Source organism: Rhodococcus sp. 4CII (assembly GCF_014256275.1).
Taxonomy (GTDB): domain Bacteria; phylum Actinomycetota; class Actinomycetes; order Mycobacteriales; family Mycobacteriaceae; genus Rhodococcus_F; species Rhodococcus_F wratislaviensis_A.
Genome location: NZ_JACCFE010000001.1, coordinates 100,609 through 118,093, shown reverse-complemented (window position 1 = coordinate 118,093; position 17,485 = coordinate 100,609). Strand labels below are relative to the sequence as shown.

Annotated in this window: 18 protein-coding genes and 1 pseudogene; 14 read left to right on the top strand and 5 right to left on the bottom strand. The window is 68.4% G+C overall.

The features are described 5' to 3' along the window. Positions 1 to 17: 17 nt before the first annotated feature. Entirely contained in the window at positions 18 to 1,595 is a 1,578-nt protein-coding gene (locus H0B43_RS00640; RefSeq protein WP_185730707.1) for an alkaline phosphatase, read from the bottom strand. A 64-nt stretch (positions 1,596 to 1,659) separates the two neighbouring features. Here H0B43_RS00640 and H0B43_RS00635 point away from each other — a divergent pair, with 64 nt between their 5' ends. Then, positions 1,660 to 2,124: a hypothetical protein gene (locus H0B43_RS00635; RefSeq protein WP_185730706.1), complete on the top strand. Its 465-nt coding sequence runs from the start codon at positions 1,660 to 1,662 to the stop codon at positions 2,122 to 2,124. A 119-nt stretch (positions 2,125 to 2,243) separates the two neighbouring features. Here the strand turns inward: H0B43_RS00635 and H0B43_RS00630 are convergent, their stop codons facing one another. Both H0B43_RS00630 and H0B43_RS00625 read right to left on the bottom strand, forming a co-directional pair. Further along, a complete protein-coding gene (locus tag H0B43_RS00630; protein ID WP_185730705.1) occupies positions 2,244 to 2,915 on the bottom strand; it encodes a M23 family metallopeptidase in 672 nt (223 codons plus the stop codon). A gap of 579 nt (positions 2,916 to 3,494) precedes the next feature. Continuing rightward, a complete protein-coding gene (locus tag H0B43_RS00625; protein ID WP_185730704.1) occupies positions 3,495 to 4,922 on the bottom strand; it encodes an MFS transporter in 1,428 nt (475 codons plus the stop codon). 487 nt (positions 4,923 to 5,409) lie between these two features. Between H0B43_RS00625 and H0B43_RS00620 the strand changes: the two genes are divergently transcribed. The 5 genes from H0B43_RS00620 (at position 5,410) to H0B43_RS00600 (ending at position 9,518) form a co-directional block, all read left to right on the top strand. Beyond that, complete coding sequence (locus tag H0B43_RS00620; protein WP_133987567.1) at positions 5,410 to 5,616, top strand: heavy-metal-associated domain-containing protein; 207 nt, start codon at positions 5,410 to 5,412, stop codon at positions 5,614 to 5,616. Between the two features lie 36 nt (positions 5,617 to 5,652). Continuing rightward, positions 5,653 to 6,600 carry a hypothetical protein gene (locus H0B43_RS00615; RefSeq protein WP_185730703.1) on the top strand — a complete coding sequence of 316 codons (948 nt, stop codon included), beginning with the start codon at positions 5,653 to 5,655 and terminating at the stop codon, positions 6,598 to 6,600. 26 nt (positions 6,601 to 6,626) lie between these two features. Further along, a complete protein-coding gene (locus H0B43_RS00610) occupies positions 6,627 to 8,897 on the top strand; it encodes a cation-translocating P-type ATPase (RefSeq protein ID WP_185730702.1) in 2,271 nt (756 codons plus the stop codon). Between the two features lie 94 nt (positions 8,898 to 8,991). After that, on the top strand, positions 8,992 to 9,159 hold the full coding sequence (locus tag H0B43_RS00605) for a hypothetical protein (protein ID WP_185730701.1): 168 nt from the start codon (positions 8,992 to 8,994) through the stop codon (positions 9,157 to 9,159). A 23-nt stretch (positions 9,160 to 9,182) separates the two neighbouring features. Beyond that, entirely contained in the window at positions 9,183 to 9,518 is a 336-nt protein-coding gene (locus tag H0B43_RS00600) for a metal-sensitive transcriptional regulator (RefSeq protein WP_185730758.1), read from the top strand. A gap of 24 nt (positions 9,519 to 9,542) precedes the next feature. Here H0B43_RS00600 and H0B43_RS00595 read toward each other — a convergent pair whose 3' ends face one another. Continuing rightward, the gene (locus H0B43_RS00595; protein WP_185730700.1) at positions 9,543 to 9,935 is read right to left on the bottom strand and encodes a metalloregulator ArsR/SmtB family transcription factor; all 393 of its coding nucleotides are present in this window, start codon (positions 9,933 to 9,935) and stop codon (positions 9,543 to 9,545) included. Between the two features lie 143 nt (positions 9,936 to 10,078). Between H0B43_RS00595 and H0B43_RS00590 the strand changes: the two genes are divergently transcribed. The 5 genes and pseudogenes from H0B43_RS00590 (at position 10,079) to H0B43_RS00570 (ending at position 14,440) form a co-directional block, all read left to right on the top strand. Beyond that, positions 10,079 to 10,486: a four-helix bundle copper-binding protein gene (locus tag H0B43_RS00590; RefSeq protein ID WP_185730699.1), complete on the top strand. Its 408-nt coding sequence runs from the start codon at positions 10,079 to 10,081 to the stop codon at positions 10,484 to 10,486. Positions 10,487 to 10,532: 46 nt separating this feature from the next. After that, complete coding sequence (locus tag H0B43_RS00585) at positions 10,533 to 11,231, top strand: DUF305 domain-containing protein (RefSeq protein WP_185730698.1); 699 nt, start codon at positions 10,533 to 10,535, stop codon at positions 11,229 to 11,231. 54 nt (positions 11,232 to 11,285) lie between these two features. Further along, entirely contained in the window at positions 11,286 to 11,510 is a 225-nt protein-coding gene (locus tag H0B43_RS00580; protein ID WP_185730697.1) for a heavy-metal-associated domain-containing protein, read from the top strand. Between the two features lie 23 nt (positions 11,511 to 11,533). Next, positions 11,534 to 13,719, top strand: a pseudogene (locus H0B43_RS00575) (copper-translocating P-type ATPase). Positions 13,720 to 13,783: 64 nt separating this feature from the next. Continuing rightward, positions 13,784 to 14,440 (top strand): class I SAM-dependent methyltransferase, encoded by a 657-nt coding sequence (locus tag H0B43_RS00570; protein WP_185730695.1) that lies wholly within the window; start codon positions 13,784 to 13,786, stop codon positions 14,438 to 14,440. A gap of 310 nt (positions 14,441 to 14,750) precedes the next feature. Here the strand turns inward: H0B43_RS00570 and H0B43_RS00565 are convergent, their stop codons facing one another. Beyond that, on the bottom strand, positions 14,751 to 15,026 hold the full coding sequence (locus tag H0B43_RS00565) for an SHOCT domain-containing protein (protein WP_185730694.1): 276 nt from the start codon (positions 15,024 to 15,026) through the stop codon (positions 14,751 to 14,753). Between the two features lie 131 nt (positions 15,027 to 15,157). Between H0B43_RS00565 and H0B43_RS00560 the strand changes: the two genes are divergently transcribed. The 3 genes from H0B43_RS00560 to H0B43_RS00550 are packed head-to-tail and all read left to right on the top strand — an operon-like array spanning position 15,158 to position 17,408. Then, on the top strand, positions 15,158 to 15,922 hold the full coding sequence (locus tag H0B43_RS00560) for a response regulator transcription factor (RefSeq protein WP_185730693.1): 765 nt from the start codon (positions 15,158 to 15,160) through the stop codon (positions 15,920 to 15,922). Further along, positions 15,919 to 17,076 (top strand): cell wall metabolism sensor histidine kinase WalK, encoded by a 1,158-nt coding sequence (locus H0B43_RS00555; RefSeq protein ID WP_185730692.1) that lies wholly within the window; start codon positions 15,919 to 15,921, stop codon positions 17,074 to 17,076. Before H0B43_RS00560 ends, H0B43_RS00555 begins: the two co-directional genes overlap by 4 nt. Next, positions 17,073 to 17,408, top strand: coding sequence for a LuxR family transcriptional regulator (locus tag H0B43_RS00550; protein ID WP_185730691.1), 336 nt, complete (start codon positions 17,073 to 17,075; stop codon positions 17,406 to 17,408). Before H0B43_RS00555 ends, H0B43_RS00550 begins: the two co-directional genes overlap by 4 nt. The last annotated feature ends 77 nt before the right edge of the window (positions 17,409 to 17,485 follow it).

Here is a 17,485-nt window from a genome sequence, read left to right as displayed (position 1 = left end):
GTGGCAGTATCCGGCCGTCACGCCTCGATGACATCGGGTATCTGATCTTGGACCACGAAGCTGGCGCGGGTGTGGATGGGCGCGCCCGGGCGCCGGATATAGGGCATGACGCGGAAGTCGTTGCGCCACAATTGATGGTCCAGGTCCACCCGCACGTATCCTCGCTGCGCGTTGAAGAACTTCATGTCGGGATTGGCGGCCAGCAGGCGGCGGCCGGTGTCGTTCATGTCGGCGCCGTCGCCGGCGGAGGTGATCGAGGTTCCCGAGAATTCCGATGCGACGACCGGTGACCCAGGGTCGGCGTAGTCCCGGCGCAGGTCGGCGACGATGTTCTGGTGACGGTCGCCGGTGATCACCACCAGATTGCGGACGCCGCGATCGGCTGCGCCGCCGAGGACGGTGTTGCGATCGGCGACGTATCCGTCCCACGAGTCGGAGGACACGACGGTGTCCGGGCCGGGGTCGTTGTCGGTCTGGCCCATCGCCACCTGATTGCCGATGATCTGCCATCGGGCGGGCGAGCCGGTGAAGCCGTCGAGCAGCCAGTTGCGTTGCTGTGCACCCAGTATCGTGCGGTCGGGGTCGAGCCGGTCGGCGCAGTCCGCGGTGACATCTCCCCCGCAGGCCTGCCGGTCCCGGTATTGCCGGGTATCGAGCATGGTGATCTCCGCGAGATCACCGAACCGGTAGCGGCGGTGCAGGCGCATCCCCGGCCCGGCGGGCCGCTGCGCGATCCGCAGCGGCTGATGCTCGTAGAGCGCCTGGAAGGCGGCAGCGCGGCGCCGGCGGAACAGGGCGGAGATTCGGTAGATATCGAGGCCCAGTCCCGACGAGTCGGCCGCCCAGTTGTTGTCGACCTCGTGATCGTCCATGGTCACGATCCAGGGAAACGCTGCATGGGCGTCGCGCAGCGGCTGCTCGGCTTTGTACTGTGCGTAGTGCAGCCGGTAACTGGGCAGATCGACGGCTTCGTCGAGGTCGACTCCCATCGACATTCCCTCGCGGCCGCGCCTCCACCCGCGTTCGTAGATGTAGTCGCCCAGATGGACGACCAGATCGAGGTCTTCGGCGCTCATGTGCTCGTATGCGGTGTAGAAACCGGAACTCCACGATTGACAAGAGGCGAACGCGAAGCGCATCCGCGCTGTGGGCTGCCCTGGAGCCGGGGCCGTGCGGGTCCGGCCCACCGGGGAGATCGCCGTCCCGGCCCGGAATCGGTAGAAGTACCAGCGAGAGGACTCCAAACCGTGGATCTCCGGGTGCACGCTGTGCGCGAGTTCGCGGGTCGCGACAGCCGTACCGCACGTCACCACCTGCCGGAAGCTCTCGTCATGCGCGACTTCGTATTCGACGGTCACCGGATCCCACCCCATGCCGCCGCGCCCGCCGGGGGCAAGCGGATCTGGTGCCAGACGTGTCCACAGAACGACACCATCCGGTGTCGGATCTCCCGATGCCACACCGAGCCCGAACGGATCATCTCCTCGCCACCGCGGCGCTGGCAACCGGGCGCTGCTCACCGCCGACGTACCCACCAGCACCGCAGCCGATCCGGCCACACCTACTCGCAACAACTGCCGACGGGAGAGGGGCATACACCACGGTATATCCAGGCTGCGATCGGCGAGTCGGGCCCGGCCGAGGGACGACCCGGACGGGGTGTTGCGCACCCTCTACACCGGCGCCAGCCGGCTGGCGTGTTTCCTCGAGGTGCTCGCTTTCGCCCGGCGGAACCCGCAGATGCTCGCCGAGCTCGACGACATCGTCGCCGACGACGAGGACGACGCGCAGTTCCCGACCCTTGCGCTGGGGCGGGTGCCGCGGTCCTGGTGCACACCCAGGCTGACCATCCGCGGGGCGGTGACGGGATGGTTCGCCATGCCCGGGCGCCCGGAGACCCTCGCAACCCTGCGGCGCGGGTTCCGGGCCGCCGCGATCGGGCACGGTCTCGGCGACCTGGACGCCACGGCGATCCGCGACGGTTCGCACCGCCCGCTCACGCAGGCGATCTCGCTTCCCTTCTCGCCACATGCGACGAGAAGGGAAGCGCTCCAGTGTGTTCTGAAGGCGCTGTGCTCGCCGGCTACGGAAGGGACTGCCCCGGATCTGGTTGACCTGACCTGAGGGATCCGCCCTCACGGTGGAAGGATGCTCGACCTGCCGGAACCGCGTGCGGAGCGGGGCCTGCCGTCCCGGCCTGGCGCGCCCCGCATCGTTTGGAGCTGGCTCCGCCGGGGTGAGTTCTAGTCTGCTCCCCAGGTCACCGAGACGCCGCGGTCGCGCAGCCACTGGCTCGGGTTGAGCCGGTTACCGCCTGCGTCCGACACCTCGAAGTGCAGGTGCGGACCGGTCGACTGACCACGATTGCCGACGGTCGCGATCTGCTGACCCGCCGCCACCCGCTGGCCGACGTTGACGATGAACTCGTTGATGTGGCCGTAAACGCTGACGGCGCCGTCGTCGTGGCGCACCCGCACCCACAACCCGAACCCGGAGGCCGGACCCGCTGAGATGACCTCACCGTCGGCCGCGGACTGGATCGGGGTGCCGATCGGGGCCGCGATGTCGAGGCCGCCGTGCTGCGCACCCCAGCGGGGGCCGTAGCCGGAGGACAGCGTGCCAGACACCGGCTGCACCGTGCGGGCCTTGAGCGGAGCGGGGGTGCCCGGGTTGACCTGCCCGAGCACGCCGGGCGCGGGCGGCGCGGCCGGGATGTCGGGCAGCTCGATCGCCGGCAGCTGAACACCGGCGGGCAGTAGTCCCGGCGGGATCTCGAGCGGGCGAGCGGTCGCGGACCCGGCACCGAACTGCGCGCCGCCGATAAGGATGGCACCGGTCGCCGCGGCAACGGTCGCGATCTTCAGGCGGCCAGGGATGGAATGAGAACGATTTACCGTCCTGCGGTGTTTCGCCACAGTGTCTTACCTCGTCTGTGTTGGCTAGCCCGCGCTCGTGAGATTCGCGGCCTCGGACCCCCGTCGAGAAGGAAAGTAACAAAACGGTATCGACCGTGCCATCGTGACCCAATCGATATCTAAATATGATCTTGATCGAATACGCCCACGTCAGGGACCTAGACCCCAGTCTGCGGGCAGATAGAGACACCGGGATCACCGCCCCGGACGCCCCGTCGATCGACACCGCGCAAGGCCGAGGAAACCGGCGGTGACCTCGACATTTACTGGGTCGGTGAGTATGTGCAGGGGTCGGCGCGACGACATCCCACGGCACGGCGCCGACTGCCTCGCGGCCCGCCGCAATCGGACACGCCGCCGACTCGGAGAATGTGACGGACCCCACAAAACTCTGTCTCGTCCAGCGGGACCTTCGGACGGGCGAGGGCCCGGCGCGGCGATCCGGTCACCACGACACCGGCGCACATCGCCGCGTCACATCGCAGACACTTCTCGCTCCGGCGACGAGTGCACGAGGACTGGAACCGGCGTGTGGTGGGAGCCGGGCCTGCCGACTCCCACCCACGGTGTTGTGCTGTGTCAGTGCTGCTCGAGGACTGGTTCCACCGCCGCGTCCGGCTGGGCCGTGCGCATCGACACGGCGGTGACCCCAGCACCGGCCAGGGCGATGACGGCGGCGCCGAGGAAGGCGGCGGAGAATCCGTTCGTCAGCTCGGGGAGGTCGCCGATCTGGTTTGCCCCGAACGACGCGGCGACTGCGGTCATGGCTGCCAGACCGAGGGCGGAGCCGACCTGGTAGCTGACGTTGACGATGCCCGACGCCAATCCGCCCTCTTCGGGTCGGGCGGCGGAGATCGCCGTGCCCAAGGAGGGAATGAAGGCGAGCGACATACCTGCTGCGGCGACCAGGGAAGCCGGCAGCACGTCGACCCAGAAATTGCCGGTGGGCCGGACCAAGGCCATCCATCCGAGCCCTGCCGCGAGCACGATCAGACCGGTCACGATCATCGGTTTCGCGCCGAACCTCTGCATCGCCCGCGGCGCGATGACGATCATGCCGAGCATGATCAGTGTGGTCATCGGCAGTAGTGCTGCGCCGGCGGGGAATGCGCTGTACCCCAGGACCTGCTGCAGGTACAGGTTCAGGAAGAACCACATCGGGATCCACGCCGCCCCGAGCAGCAACTGGGCGACGTTCGCTGCGGCGAGGTTGGGGGCGGTGAAGATCCCGGGCCGCATCAGGGGTTCGCGGCGCCGGGACTGGATCAGCACGAATGCGCCCAGCAGCACCGCGGAAACGGCGAGGTATCCCCAGGTTTGACCGGAATCCCAGCCGACCTCGGGGGCGCGGACGATGGAGTAGACGGCAAGCGCCAGGCCGGCGGTGACGGTCAGTGCGCCGAGGATGTCGATCGAACCGGATCGGGCGGGGGCGTTGGGCATCAGCAGCGGTGTCGCGGCGAGGGCGATGATCGCGATGGGGATGTTGATGTAGAACACCCACGGCCAGCTGAGGTATTCGGTGATCACCCCGCCGAGGAACACACCGGCGGTGCCGCCCGCGGGCGCGGCGGCGCCGTAGACGGCGAGGGCTTTGGTCAATTCCTGCTGGGTGGAACCGAACAGCATCATCAGCAGAGTCAGCGCGGAGGGTGCGATCAGTGCGGCGCCGGCGCCTTGAACGGCGCGTCCGGCCAGCTCGGTGCCGACGTTGCCGGCGGCGCCGGCGGTGATCGATCCGACGAGCAGAACCAACCAGCCGGTGGCGAAGATGCGTCGGGCGCCCCACAGGTCGGACAGGCGACCGCCGAGCAGGAGTAGTCCACCGAAGGCGATGACGTAGGCGTTGAACACCCAGGTCAGGTTCTCCTGGGAGAAGCCGAGGTCGGTCTGCATTTTCGGTAGCGCAATGCCGATGATGGAGGTGTCCATGATGACCATGAACTGGGCGGCGGCGATCAGCGCCAGCGCCCACCACTTGCGTGTGGATGATGCCTGAGTGGACATGACGATCCGTCCTTACGGGTATGGGGTATCTATCGGGATGTGGGCCAAACGGAGTGCAGTGGCGCGCCTACCCACAACATCGAGGCCTCATCCCTTGGATCACTGCAGGCATCACAGCGCCGCTGGATCTTTCGGGTTGATACCCGCCCTCTGTGCGCATCGTTACCCTCCTGGAGACTGCTCGAACTCTCTGCGGATAATTCGATACCATAGGGGGGTATAGTAGAGGACGCAAGAGGCAGCCCCGGTGACGCCGAAACTGTTTCGGCCGCAAGCCCGGCCGCGCCACGGCAAGACGCCTGGCGGATGGCCGTTCGGGCCCCTTCTGATTTTCATCAGGGGTCCAAGGCACACCATCGGGGGGTATGCAGCAAAGGGAGCGGGTACGGCAACCCCTGGCATTGCATACGGTAGGGGGGTATGGTAAATCTGTAGATAGGTCGCGACGAGCGCGATCGAATCCCAAGCCGACGAAAGAAGGACACCGATGAGCACCACCACCGTCACCGTCACCGGAATGACCTGCGGCCACTGCGTCTCCTCGGTCCGCGAAGAGATCGGCAGCATCCCCGGTGTCACCGCCGTGGACGTCGATCTCGCGAGCGGGCGGGTCGACATCGACTCCGCCGCCCCGATCGAGCAGTCCGCGATCGCCCAGGCCGTCGACGAGGCCGGATACCAGCTCGCCGGCTGACCGGCCTACACAAGACCCGGACAGGAGATTCCCCCGATGAACGCATCATCGAAGTTCGCCGGATTCACCGTCGGCCTGGCCGCGGTCTTCGCCCTCGCCCTCGGGGCCGGGGCCGCCCTCGGCCCCGAGGACGCCGCACCAGCCGACACCCACGACACCTCGACTCACGACGCCGGACCCGATTCCACCGCGGGCGCACCGGTCGCCGATCAGACACCTGGAGGACTGATGGTCACCGACAGCGGATACACCCTGGCACTGGACACAGCGCAGGTTGCGGCCGGCGCCGACGTGCCGCTGCGGTTCCGCATCCTGGGTGCCGACGGCGTGCCCGTCACCCGGTACGTCGACAGTCACGAGAAGCAACTGCACCTGATCGCGGTGCGGCGCGACATGGCCGGATTCCAGCACGTACACCCCACACTCGACGCCGCCGGAACCTGGAGCGTGCCACTCGATCTGACCCGCGCCGGGGCGTACCGAGTGTTCGCCGACTTCACCCCCGACGGTGGTGACGGCCTGACCCTGGGTGCCGATCTGCAGGTCGCCGGATCCTACGATCCGCTGCCCCTGCCTCCGGTGGCCGCCACGGCCGTGGTCGACGGGTATACCGTCACCCTCGACGGCGCCCTCACCCCCGGTCAGGCGTCGAAGGTCACCCTGGCGGTGAGCCGCGGCGGGCAGCCCGTCACGGATCTGCAGCCCTATCTGGGGGCGTACGGGCACCTGGTGGCGTTGCGGGCCGCCGACCTGGGGTACCTGCATGTGCACCCGGACGGCCATCCCGGTGACGGGGTCACCACGCCGGGTCCGGGCATCGACTTTTTTGTCACCACCCCCAGTGCCGGGGACTACCGCCTGTTCCTGGATTTCCAGCACGATGGAGTGGTGCGGACCGCCGAATTCACCCTGACTGCCGGGAGCGTCCCCGGCGCCGCGGCGCCCGCCGCCCCGGAGCCGATGCCGGCCGGGCACGGACACTGACCGCGAGAACCGGAGAGGAGGACACGATGAATCCCGTCACGCAACACCCGACCGCCGACGGCCAGGTCGAACTCGAAATTGGTGGCATGACCTGCGCATCCTGCGCCAACCGGATCGAGAAGAAACTCAACAAACTCGACGGCGTCACCGCCACGGTGAACTACGCCACCGAAAAGGCGCGGGTGAACTACGTCGGTGATGTGTCGACCGAGGATCTCGTGGCCACCGTCGAGCAGGCCGGCTACACCGCCAAGGTCCCGGCGCCCGCCTCCTCGTCCACCGACACCGACGCGGCGGCGGCCGGGCACTCCGAGAATGACCCCACCGCCTCGCTGCGTCAACGCCTGCTCGTGTCGCTGGTGCTCAGTGTGCCGGTGATCGCGATGGCCATGATTCCGGCCCTGCAGTTCCCCAACTGGCAGTGGCTCTCGCTCACCCTCGCCGCACCGGTGGTGGTGTGGGGGGCGTGGCCGTTCCACAAGGCCGCCTTCACCAACCTGCGGCACGGCACCTCGACCATGGACACCCTCATCTCCATGGGCACCCTCGCCGCCCTCGGCTGGTCGCTGTACGCCCTGTTCTGGGGCACCGCCGGAATGACCGGCATGACGCACCCGTTCGAGCTGACCATCTCCCGCAGCGACGGCGCCGGCAACATCTACCTCGAGGCCGCCGCGGGAGTGACCACCTTCATCCTCGCCGGCCGCTTCTTCGAGGCCCGCTCCAAGCGGCGCGCCGGGGCCGCCCTGCGCGCCCTGCTCGAGCTCGGCGCCAAGGAGGTGTCGGTCCTGCGAGATGGTGTCGAGCAGCGCATCCCCACCGATCAACTGGCCGTCGGTGACGAGTTCGTGGTCCGCCCCGGAGAGAAGATCGCCACCGACGGTGTGGTCACCGAAGGCTCCTCCGCGGTCGATGCGTCGATGCTGACCGGCGAATCCGTGCCCGTCGAGGTCGGACCCGACGACCAGGTCGTCGGCGCCACCGTCAACGTCGGCGGACGAATCGTGGTCCGCGCCACCCGGATCGGGTCGGACACCCAGCTCGCGCAGATGGCGAAACTCGTCGAAGACGCGCAGACCGGGAAGGCTCAGGCCCAACGGTTGGCCGACAAGATCTCCGGCGTCTTCGTCCCCATCGTGATCGCCCTGGCCGTGGCGACCCTCGGCTTCTGGATCGGCACCGGCGGCGGCATCGCGGCCGCGTTCACCGCCGCCGTTGCGGTGCTGATCATCGCCTGCCCCTGCGCCCTCGGCCTGGCCACCCCGACCGCGTTGATGGTCGGCACCGGCCGCGGCGCCCAGCTCGGCATCTTGATCAAGGGTCCCGAGGTCCTCGAATCGACCCGCCGCGTCGACACCGTGGTGCTCGACAAGACCGGCACCGTCACCACCGGCAAGATGACCCTGCTCGACGTGGTCACCGCCGATGGCGAAGACACCGGGCAGGTGCTGCGCCTGGCCGGGGCGCTCGAGGATTCCTCCGAGCACCCCATTGCCCAGGCCATCGCCAAGGGCGCCCGGGACAAGGTCGGCGCCCTGCCGAAGGTGGAGCAGTTCGCCAACATTGAAGGCCTCGGGGTGCAGGGCATGGTCGACGACCACGCCGTGGTCGTCGGACGCGCCCGGTTGCTCGCCGACTGGGCGCAACACCTGCCCGCCGGTCTCGAAGCGGCCATGGCGGCGGCAGAATCCGAGGGCAAGACCGCCGTCGCGGTCGGCTGGGACGGGCGGGCCCGCGCCGTGCTCGTCGTCGCCGACGCGGTCAAGGCCACCTCGGCCGAGGCGATCACACAGCTACGGAAGCTGGGGCTGACGCCGATCATGCTCACCGGCGACAACGCGGCCGCCGCCCGGGCGATCGCCGACCAGGTCGGCATCGACGAGGTGATCGCCGAGGTGCTCCCCGCGGACAAGGTGGACGTCGTCAAGCGGCTCCAGGATCAGGGCAAGGTCGTCGCGATGGTCGGCGACGGCGTCAACGACGCCGCCGCCCTGGCTCAAGCCGATCTCGGGTTGGCGATGGGCACCGGCACCGACGTCGCGATCGAAGCGAGTGATCTGACGCTGGTCCGCGGTGACCTGCGCGCCGCCGCGGACGCGATCCGGTTGGCCCGCAAGACGCTGGGCACGATCAAGGGCAACCTGTTCTGGGCCTTCGCCTACAACGTGGCCGCCCTGCCCCTGGCCGCCGCCGGGCTGCTCAACCCGATGCTCGCCGGAGCGGCGATGGCGTTCTCCTCGGTGTTCGTGGTCAGCAACAGCCTGCGGCTGCGCCGGTTCCGGTCCCTCTCCGGATAGGTAGACGACAACCGGGATGTGGGGTGGGCGGCGCGTGCAGGCGGTCGCCCACCCCACATCCCTTCACTCTATGCAGTCCCGGAAGGAGAGGACCATGTCCTCGGTGACAACAACTTTGGTGCGGATCACCCGGCATCCCGCGACCCGGGCGGCGGTGAAGTGCGCGGTGCTGTGTGCCGCGGCGGCGGCCGGCCGCCGCCTCGACGGCCCGCATCCCAGCCGAGATACCCCGGGCGGGCATAATCGGGGGTGCTCGACATGACGGTCGGATACCAGGAGGACACCATGGCCACGACTCCCACCCCCGCGGCCACCGAGACCGACGGTCACGACCACGCCGCGCACGGCTACATCACCGAAAAGGACGCCTACCTCAAACGGCTCAAGCGGATCGAGGGCCAGGCGCGGGGGTTGCAGCGGATGGTCGAGGAGGACAAGTACTGCATCGACATCCTCACCCAGGTCTCGGCGATGACCAAGGCCTTGCAGGCCGTCGCGATGGGGCTGCTCGAGGACCACATCAGCCACTGCGTGGTCGACGCCGCCGTCGCCGGCGGTCCCGAGGCGGAGGCGAAGATCAAAGAGGCCACCGACGCGATCGCCCGCCTCGTCCGTTCCTGAGCATTGACACCGGCATGCCCGGTGTCAGTCGTCGTCGTCCGCGGCGTCGCTGCCGTCCGAGATCTCGATCAGACGGCGCAGGCAATGCGCCCGCAGCGGTTCCGGGAAGCCGTCCGCGAGACGGTAATAGACGGTGCGGCCCTCTTTGCGGCGGGTGACCATGCCGGCGGTCCGCAGAATCCGCAGGGCATAGCCGACGGCATCCTCGCCGAGGTCGAGAGTCAGGGCGATGTCCCCGACACACAGTTCCTCGGCGAGATCGAGTGCGTAGATCACCCGGGTGCGGGTGGGGTCGGCGAGCAGGCTCAGAATGCTGCTCAACCGGGCGGCGTCGTCGCGGCTGAGCAGCCGCTCGCGCGCGTGCGCCACCCGTTCCGGGTCGACCGGGTGCCCCTCGGCTATCGACGCGTGGCTCATGCACCCATTCTGACGCATGGTTACCCCCTGGGGGTTCAGATCTACTGTTTACCCGTACGGGTTTACGGGTATATGGTGGCGGGGCCGACGTGATTCAGGCGGCTTCCGCCGCCGACGCGCCCCTTCATCGAAAGGGAGAAGTCGTGAGCACAGCCAAAGCGATGCTCGAGGCATATCCGAAGGAGCTGGGACAGATCGACAAGACGAAACTCCTGGCCTGTATCGAGGCGTGCATCGAGTGCGCGCAGACGTGCACCGCCTGCGCGGATGCCTGCCTGGCCGAGCCGTCCGTAGCGGAGCTGACCAGCTGCATTCGCACCGACCTCGACTGCGCCGACATCTGCGAGACCACCGGCAGGGTGCTCTCCCGCCACACCGGCTACGACGCACATGTCGCCGCCGCTGTCCTCGAAACGTGTGTCACAGCATGCAAGTCGTGCGGAGACCACTGCGCCGAGCATGCATCGATGCACGAACACTGCAAGGTGTGCGCCGAAGCGTGCCGGCGGTGCGAGAGCGCCTGCCGGGAGCTGTATTCCGCACTCGATTGACCTCCCCTGCCATCGCGTCCCCGAAGTAGAGAGAAGGTAGTTGTCGATGAACAAGTCCCTCGCCGTCGGCGCCGCATCGGCGGCCCTGGTGCTGGCTTTGACCGCGTGCGGTGATTCCGGCACCGACCAGAGCGCCACCAGCACCCCCATGGCCACCACCTCGGCGGGCGCCGCCCAGGACGGTGCCGGTGAGCACAACGACGCCGATGTCGCCTTCGCCCAGGGCATGGTTCCGCATCACAGCCAGGCCATCGAGATGAGCGACATGCTGCTGGCCAAACAAGGCATCGATCCGCGGGTGGTCGATCTCGCGCAGCAGATCAAGGCCGCCCAGGGCCCGGAGATCGAGCAGATGAATTCCTGGCTCACCGAATGGGGTCAGCCCGCCCCGTCCGGGATGACCATGACCGAGAGCATGCCGATGAGCACCGGCATGGTGATGCCCGAGGCGCCGCCGGTGGTTCCGCCGGCCACCAGCGGGATGGACATGCCCGGCATGGAAGGCGGCGACATGGAGGGGATGATGTCGACCGACGACATGGCTGCCCTCGAAGCCGCCCAGGGTGTCGATGCGGCCAAACTCTTTCTCACACAGATGATCGAGCACCACCAGGGTGCGATCACCATGGCCCAGACCGAGGTCGACGACGGCCAGAACCCTGCTGCGGTCCAGCTGGCCCAGAACATCATCACCACCCAACAGCAGGAAATCACCACCATGGAGCAGATCCTGTCGACCCTCTGACACGGCGACGGGCACTCAATTCTGCTCGAGGATCGTGGGGAAGGAAGGATTGTCATGGCCACCACCACCTACTCGGTTACCGGAATGACCTGCGCGCACTGTGTGAGAGCGGTGCGTGAGGAGATCGAGAAACTCGACGGGGTTATCGCGGTCGACGTCGACTTGGCTGCCGGTGGCGATTCCCGCGTCGACGTCACCGCCGAAACACCGTTGCCGCTCGATCAGGTGCGGAGCGCCGTCGAAGAAGCCGGGTACCAACTCGCCACCCCGGCGAACTGACCCCCAGACCACGAAGGATTCAGATGGCACATCCGAGCGGGCATTCCGAGGCCGGCGTCCGCGCCGGTGATCACCGCCACCATGCAGAGCCGGCGGCCGAGAAACACGGTGCCGGTCACGATCACGGCGGACACGATCACGGCGGACACGATCACGGCGGCGGCCGGGACAAGCACAAAGGTCACGGCGCCCACGGCGAGGTGTTCCGCCGCAAGTTCTGGCTGAGCCTGGCACTGTCGGTGCCGGTGGTGATCTTCAGCCACATGTTCGCCGACCTCCTCGGCTACACGATGCCCGAGTTCCCCGGCGTGATGTGGATCGCCCCGATCCTGGGCACGGTGATCTTCTTCTACGGCGGCATGCCCTTCCTCACCGGAGCCTGGAGCGAACTGCAGGCCCGCCAGCCCGGGATGATGCTGCTGATCGGCATGGCCATCTCGGTGGCCTTCATCGCATCCTGGATCACCACCCTGGAGATCGGCGGGTTCGACCTCGACTTCTGGTGGGAGCTTGCCCTTCTCATCGTGATCATGCTGCTCGGGCACTGGCTGGAGATGCGGGCCCTCGGATCGGCGTCCGGGGCGCTCGAGGCCCTCGCGGAACTGCTGCCGGACACCGCAGAAAAGGTTACCGACGACGCGGTCACCGAGGTTCCGATCTCCGCACTGACGACCGGCGATGTGGTCCTGGTGCGGGCCGGGGCCCGGGTGCCCGCGGACGGCACCGTGATCGACGGCGTCGCCGAGGTCGACGAATCGATGATCACCGGCGAATCCAAACCCGTGACGCGGTCGGTGGGTGACACCGTGGTCGCCGGCACCGTGGCCACCGACAGCGCCCTGCGCGTGACGATCACGGCCGTCGGTGAGGACACCGCCCTGGCCGGGATCCAGCGGATGGTGGCCGACGCGCAGGAATCCTCCTCCCGGGCCCAGGCTCTCGCCGACCGGGCCGCGGCCTTCCTGTTCTACTTCGCCACCATCGCGGGCATCATCACGTTCGTCGTCTGGACGCTGATGGGCAACCTCGACGAGGCCGTGGTGCGGACCGTCACCGTCCTGGTCATCGCCTGCCCGCACGCCCTCGGCCTGGCCATCCCGTTGGTGATCGCCATCTCCACCGAACGCGCCGCCAAGGCGGGGGTGCTGGTCAAGGACCGGCTCTCGCTCGAGCGGATGCGGACCGTCGAGGTGGTCCTGTTCGACAAGACCGGCACCCTCACCGAGGGCAAGCCTGCCGTCACCGGGCTCGCCGCGGCGGGCACCATCACCGAGGAGGATCTCCTCGCCCTGGCCGCGGCCGTCGAATCCGACAGCGAACACCCCGTCGCGAGGGCCATCGTCGCCGCCGCCGGCACCAAGGTCCCTGCCGGGAGCCGCCCGTCCGCCACCGACTTCCGGTCCGTGCCCGGGCGAGGGGTGCGCGCCACCATCGACGGCGCCGAGGTCAGTGTGGGTGGGCCGGCGATGCTCGCCGACCTCGGGGTCAGCGTGCCGGAGGAGGTACGCGCGGCGACCGGGGTGTGGGTGGCGCGCGGCGCCTCGGTGCTGCACGTGGTCCGCGACGGTGCGGTAGTCGGCGCCCTCGCGCTCGAGGACACCGTGCGGGAGGAATCCCGCCAGGCCGTCGACGCCCTGCACAAGCGCGGAATCAAGGTCGCCATGATCACCGGCGACGCCCGCCAGGTCGCCGACGCGGTCGCCGCCGACCTGGGTATCGACGAGGTGTTCGCCGACGTGCTGCCCGAGAACAAGGACGCCAAGGTCGCCGAGCTGCAGGCCCGCGGCCACAAGGTGGCCATGGTCGGCGACGGCGTCAACGACGCCCCCGCGCTGGCGCGCGCCGATGTCGGCATTGCGATCGGCGCGGGCACCGACGTGGCCATCGAATCGGCCGGCGTGGTGCTCGCCGGAAACGACCCCCGCGCAGTGCTCTCGATCATCGAACTCTCCCATGCCAGCTACCGGAAGATGTGGCAGAACCTGGTGTGGCCACCAGCTACCGGAAGATGTGGCAGAACCTGGTGTGGGCCACCGGCTACAACATCATCGCGGTCCCGTTGGCAGCGGGCGTCCTGGCCTTCGCCGGGGTGTCCATCTCCCCGGCGGTCGCGGCGGTGTTGATGTCGATCTCCACCATCGTCGTGGCGCTCAATGCGCAGCTTCTGCGGCGACTCGACCTCGCCCCCGCGCGGCTCGTCGACCACTGATATCCGTACCTCGACCGGTCACACCCTGCAGGGCGCTGACGAATCAGCAAGGGAGGACTTTCTCATGGGCCTCGGTCGGAAACTTCTGGGCGGCCGCCATGGTCATGCCGACGACGGGAGCGGAGGACTGATTCGGCGGGCGCGACTGTACGAGTACTTCTCCGCGGTGGGATTCGGCGGTTTCCGCCGCCAGGTCTTCGACGGGCTGGTGGCACTCGCCGGGGCGCGCCCCGGCGACGAGGTACTCGACATCGGGTGTGGCACCGGCTACTTCTCCCGCCGGGCGGCCCGCGCCGTGGTGCCAGGCGGGCGCGTGGTGGGGATCGACCCGTCGCCGCCGGTCATCGACTACGCCAGACGAGTCGCACCACCGCACTGCACATTCCGGCTCGCGGGCGCCGAAGCTCTGCCGCTGCACGACGCGTCGGTGGATCTGGTGATCTCCAGCCTGGCCGTGCACCATATTCCACCCGAACTGAGGGCCACCGCGCTGCGGGAGGCGTTCCGTGTGCTCCGGCCGGGTGGTCGGCTGTTCATCGCCGACTTCCGGCCACCGCGCAACCGCATCGCGAACCGCCTCGTCGGAATGCTCAGCGGGCACGCCATGCAACACAACCCGATCCACGAACTCGCCGGCCTGATCAGCGGCGCCGGATTCGAGATCACCGGAAGCGGCGACCGCCGACCGCTGCTGCACTACGTCCAAGCGGCGCGGCCCTGATCCCCATTGGCCCGGCCATCACGGTGGTTGGTAGACCTGGCCCGCTCACGCCGTCACAACGGGGCGAGCGCGCCGATCCGGGCTTCGATCGCCGCATGAAAGGTGCGGACAGGACGCGATGTCGTCGAGACCGAAACCGGCCTCCTTCGCGCGCAAGATCGAGGAAGGCGCGCCGATTGAGGCCGAATCCGTTATCAGGCGCGTGGGTCGCGGGATTCTCTCTCGCACTGCGCGCCCGATACACACGCCAGATGCGCCACGGATCCAAGCACACCGTGAGCGAACGACGCCGACGTGCGGTACTACCTGGTTATCGGCCATGTCCGGTGCGTAGTTGGTCTCTACGGATGCGGTACTCCTGGGCGTCGATCTCCCCTCGGGCGAAGCGTTCGTCGAGGATCTTGTCGGCGCTCTGCCTGTTGGGGGCGTCGGTGTCGTAGGGAGGATGGCGGTCCGTGCCGATGGTGCGGAAAAGTGCCATTACCCCGACGATGACGAACCCCCAGAACGCGACCATCAGCAGGACCAGCAGCACCCAGCCGCCCCAGCCCATCCCGTAGCCCATTCCGTTGTTCCACCACATCATCGTCGTTCACCTTTCGTTGCTCTTCATCGTGGATTCCGGATGCGGTGAATCGATGAGGGTTCTGTGTAGTTTCGCTGAAGATATGACCAGTTCAGGGTGACCTGCACCGATCGGGAAGGACACCGGCGACGATGGAGATCATGGACAACACGTCGCCCCTGTCGCCCGAGAGCGCCGCGGGATATCGGGCCTTGGTGGTCGACGACGAGCGCCCGCTGGCGGCGGTCGTCGCCAGTTACCTCGAACGGGAGCACTTCGAGGTCGCCGTCGCCTACAACGGGGTCGATGCGCTGGCTCTGGCCCGGGAGATCGACCCGGATATCGTGGTCCTCGACCTCGGGCTGCCGGGCATGGACGGAATCGAGGTGTGCCGGGCACTGCGGACGTTCTCCGATCCCTATGTGGTGATGCTGACCGCCCGCAGTGCGGAAGTGGACACCATCATCGGATTGTCCGTTGGCGCCGACGACTACGTCACCAAACCGTTCAGCCCCCGGGAGCTGGTGGCCCGCATCCGCGCCATGTTGCGCCGACCCCGGAAGGCACCGGCGTACGAGACACCGCCACCCGGGCCGGGCGGGGATGAGGCTCCGCCGCGGGTCTTCGGGGCACTGAGAATCGACGTCGCGGGCCGGGAGGTTCATCTCGACGGAGACCCGGTGATGTTGACCCGCACCGAGTTCGATGTGCTGGCGGCGCTGTCGTCCCGGCCGGGTATGGCATTTAGCCGACGCCAGTTGATCGAGGCCGTGTGGGAAGAGTCCTGGGTCGGGAACGAGCACCTCGTCGACGTACATGTCGGTCATTTGCGCCGCAAGCTCGGCGACGACCCCGCCGCGCCCCGGTACGTCACCACCGTCCGCGGCATCGGGTACCGGATGGGGACCGGGCAATGACCTCGCATCGGGACCGACCCCGCACCCTCGCCCCAGTTCCGGTGCGCAGCCGCGGCCCCGGCCTCGGCGCGCGGCTGCTGCTGGCGCAATCGCTGGTGCTGGTTGCGGGCGCCGCCACCTGCTGGGTGGTCGCGGTGTTCGCGGGCCCCCCGCTCTTCCGCGAGCATCTGCACCGTGCCGGGGTGCCGGCCTCGTCCGACGAGCAATTCCACGCCGAGCAGGCGTACCGCTCCGCCACAGCCATTTCCCTGGCGGTCGCACTCGGGGTGGCCTCCCTGGCCGCGTTGGTGGTGACCTGGTATTTCAGTCGGCGCCTGCAGCGGTCCGTGACCGAGGTGTCCTCCGCGGCGACCGCGGTGGCCGACGGGCGCTACGACATCCGGGTCACTCCCCCGCACCTGGGGGACGATTTCGACGCACTCGCCGAGGCGTTCAACCGGATGGCCGCGGGGCTCGAATCGGTCGAGACCACCCGCCGCCAACTGCTCGGTGACTTCGCCCACGAGATCCGCACCCCGGTGTCGGTGCTCGAGGCGTACATGGAGGCCCTCGAGGACGAGGTCGAGACATTGGATGCCGACACGATCACGATGCTGCGCGATCAGACCCGCAGGCTGGTCCGTTTCTCGGACGACGTCAGCGCACTCTCCCATGCGGAAGAGAGCCGGACCTCGATCGAGCCCACCTCGGTGGACCCCGCCGCGCTGATCTCCACCACCCTGACCGCCGCGGCGGACCGCTACGCAGCGAAGCAGGTGGCACTGACCTCTCGAGTTCCTGCGCACCTTCCCCGCCTGTGGGCCGACCCGGAGCGGCTCGGGCAGGTGCTGGGCAACCTGCTCGACAACGCCTTGCGTCACACCCCCGGCGGCGGTCGGGTGGAGGTGACCGCGGAACAGCGACCCGAGCTGCTGGTGATCGAGGTGACCGACACCGGCGACGGAATCGCCGCCGAACACCTCCCGCATCTGTTCGAGCGGTTCTACCGTGTCGATGCGGCACGCGACCGCGAACACGGCGGAGCCGGGATCGGACTGGCGATCGCCAAGGCCCTCGTCGAAGCGCAGCGCGGTCACATCACCGCCCGCAGTGACGGCCCCGGAACCGGCAGTACCTTCACCATCACCTTTCCGCGGCGCCGGGATCAGCGATGAGGAAGTACTCGGTGACGGCGATCGCCCGGCACCGGCTCGCGCACGCCCGCAGCGCTCCGAGCGGACGGAGCGCGGAAACGGTCTACGGTGGTCACGAGCACCGGCTGCGCCAGACTCTCATCGCACTCACCGCGGGCCGGCGATTAGCCGATGTTCCCATTCACGGCGAGGCCACCGTGTACATCATGTGCGGTCGGGTCCGGTTGACCTGCGGTGACAGCCACGACGATGCGGTGGCGGGTGATCTGGTGACGATCCCCGCGGCGCATCCTCCCCGGGTCGAGGCGCTGGTCGAGTCCGTCCTCGTGCTCACCGTCGCGAAACCTTCCTGACGCCCCCGGGGAGGGCGCGCGCTGAAGTGGATCAGGGCCGGTGGGGTGGCCAGGGAGTAGCCGGCCTCGTCGCCGGC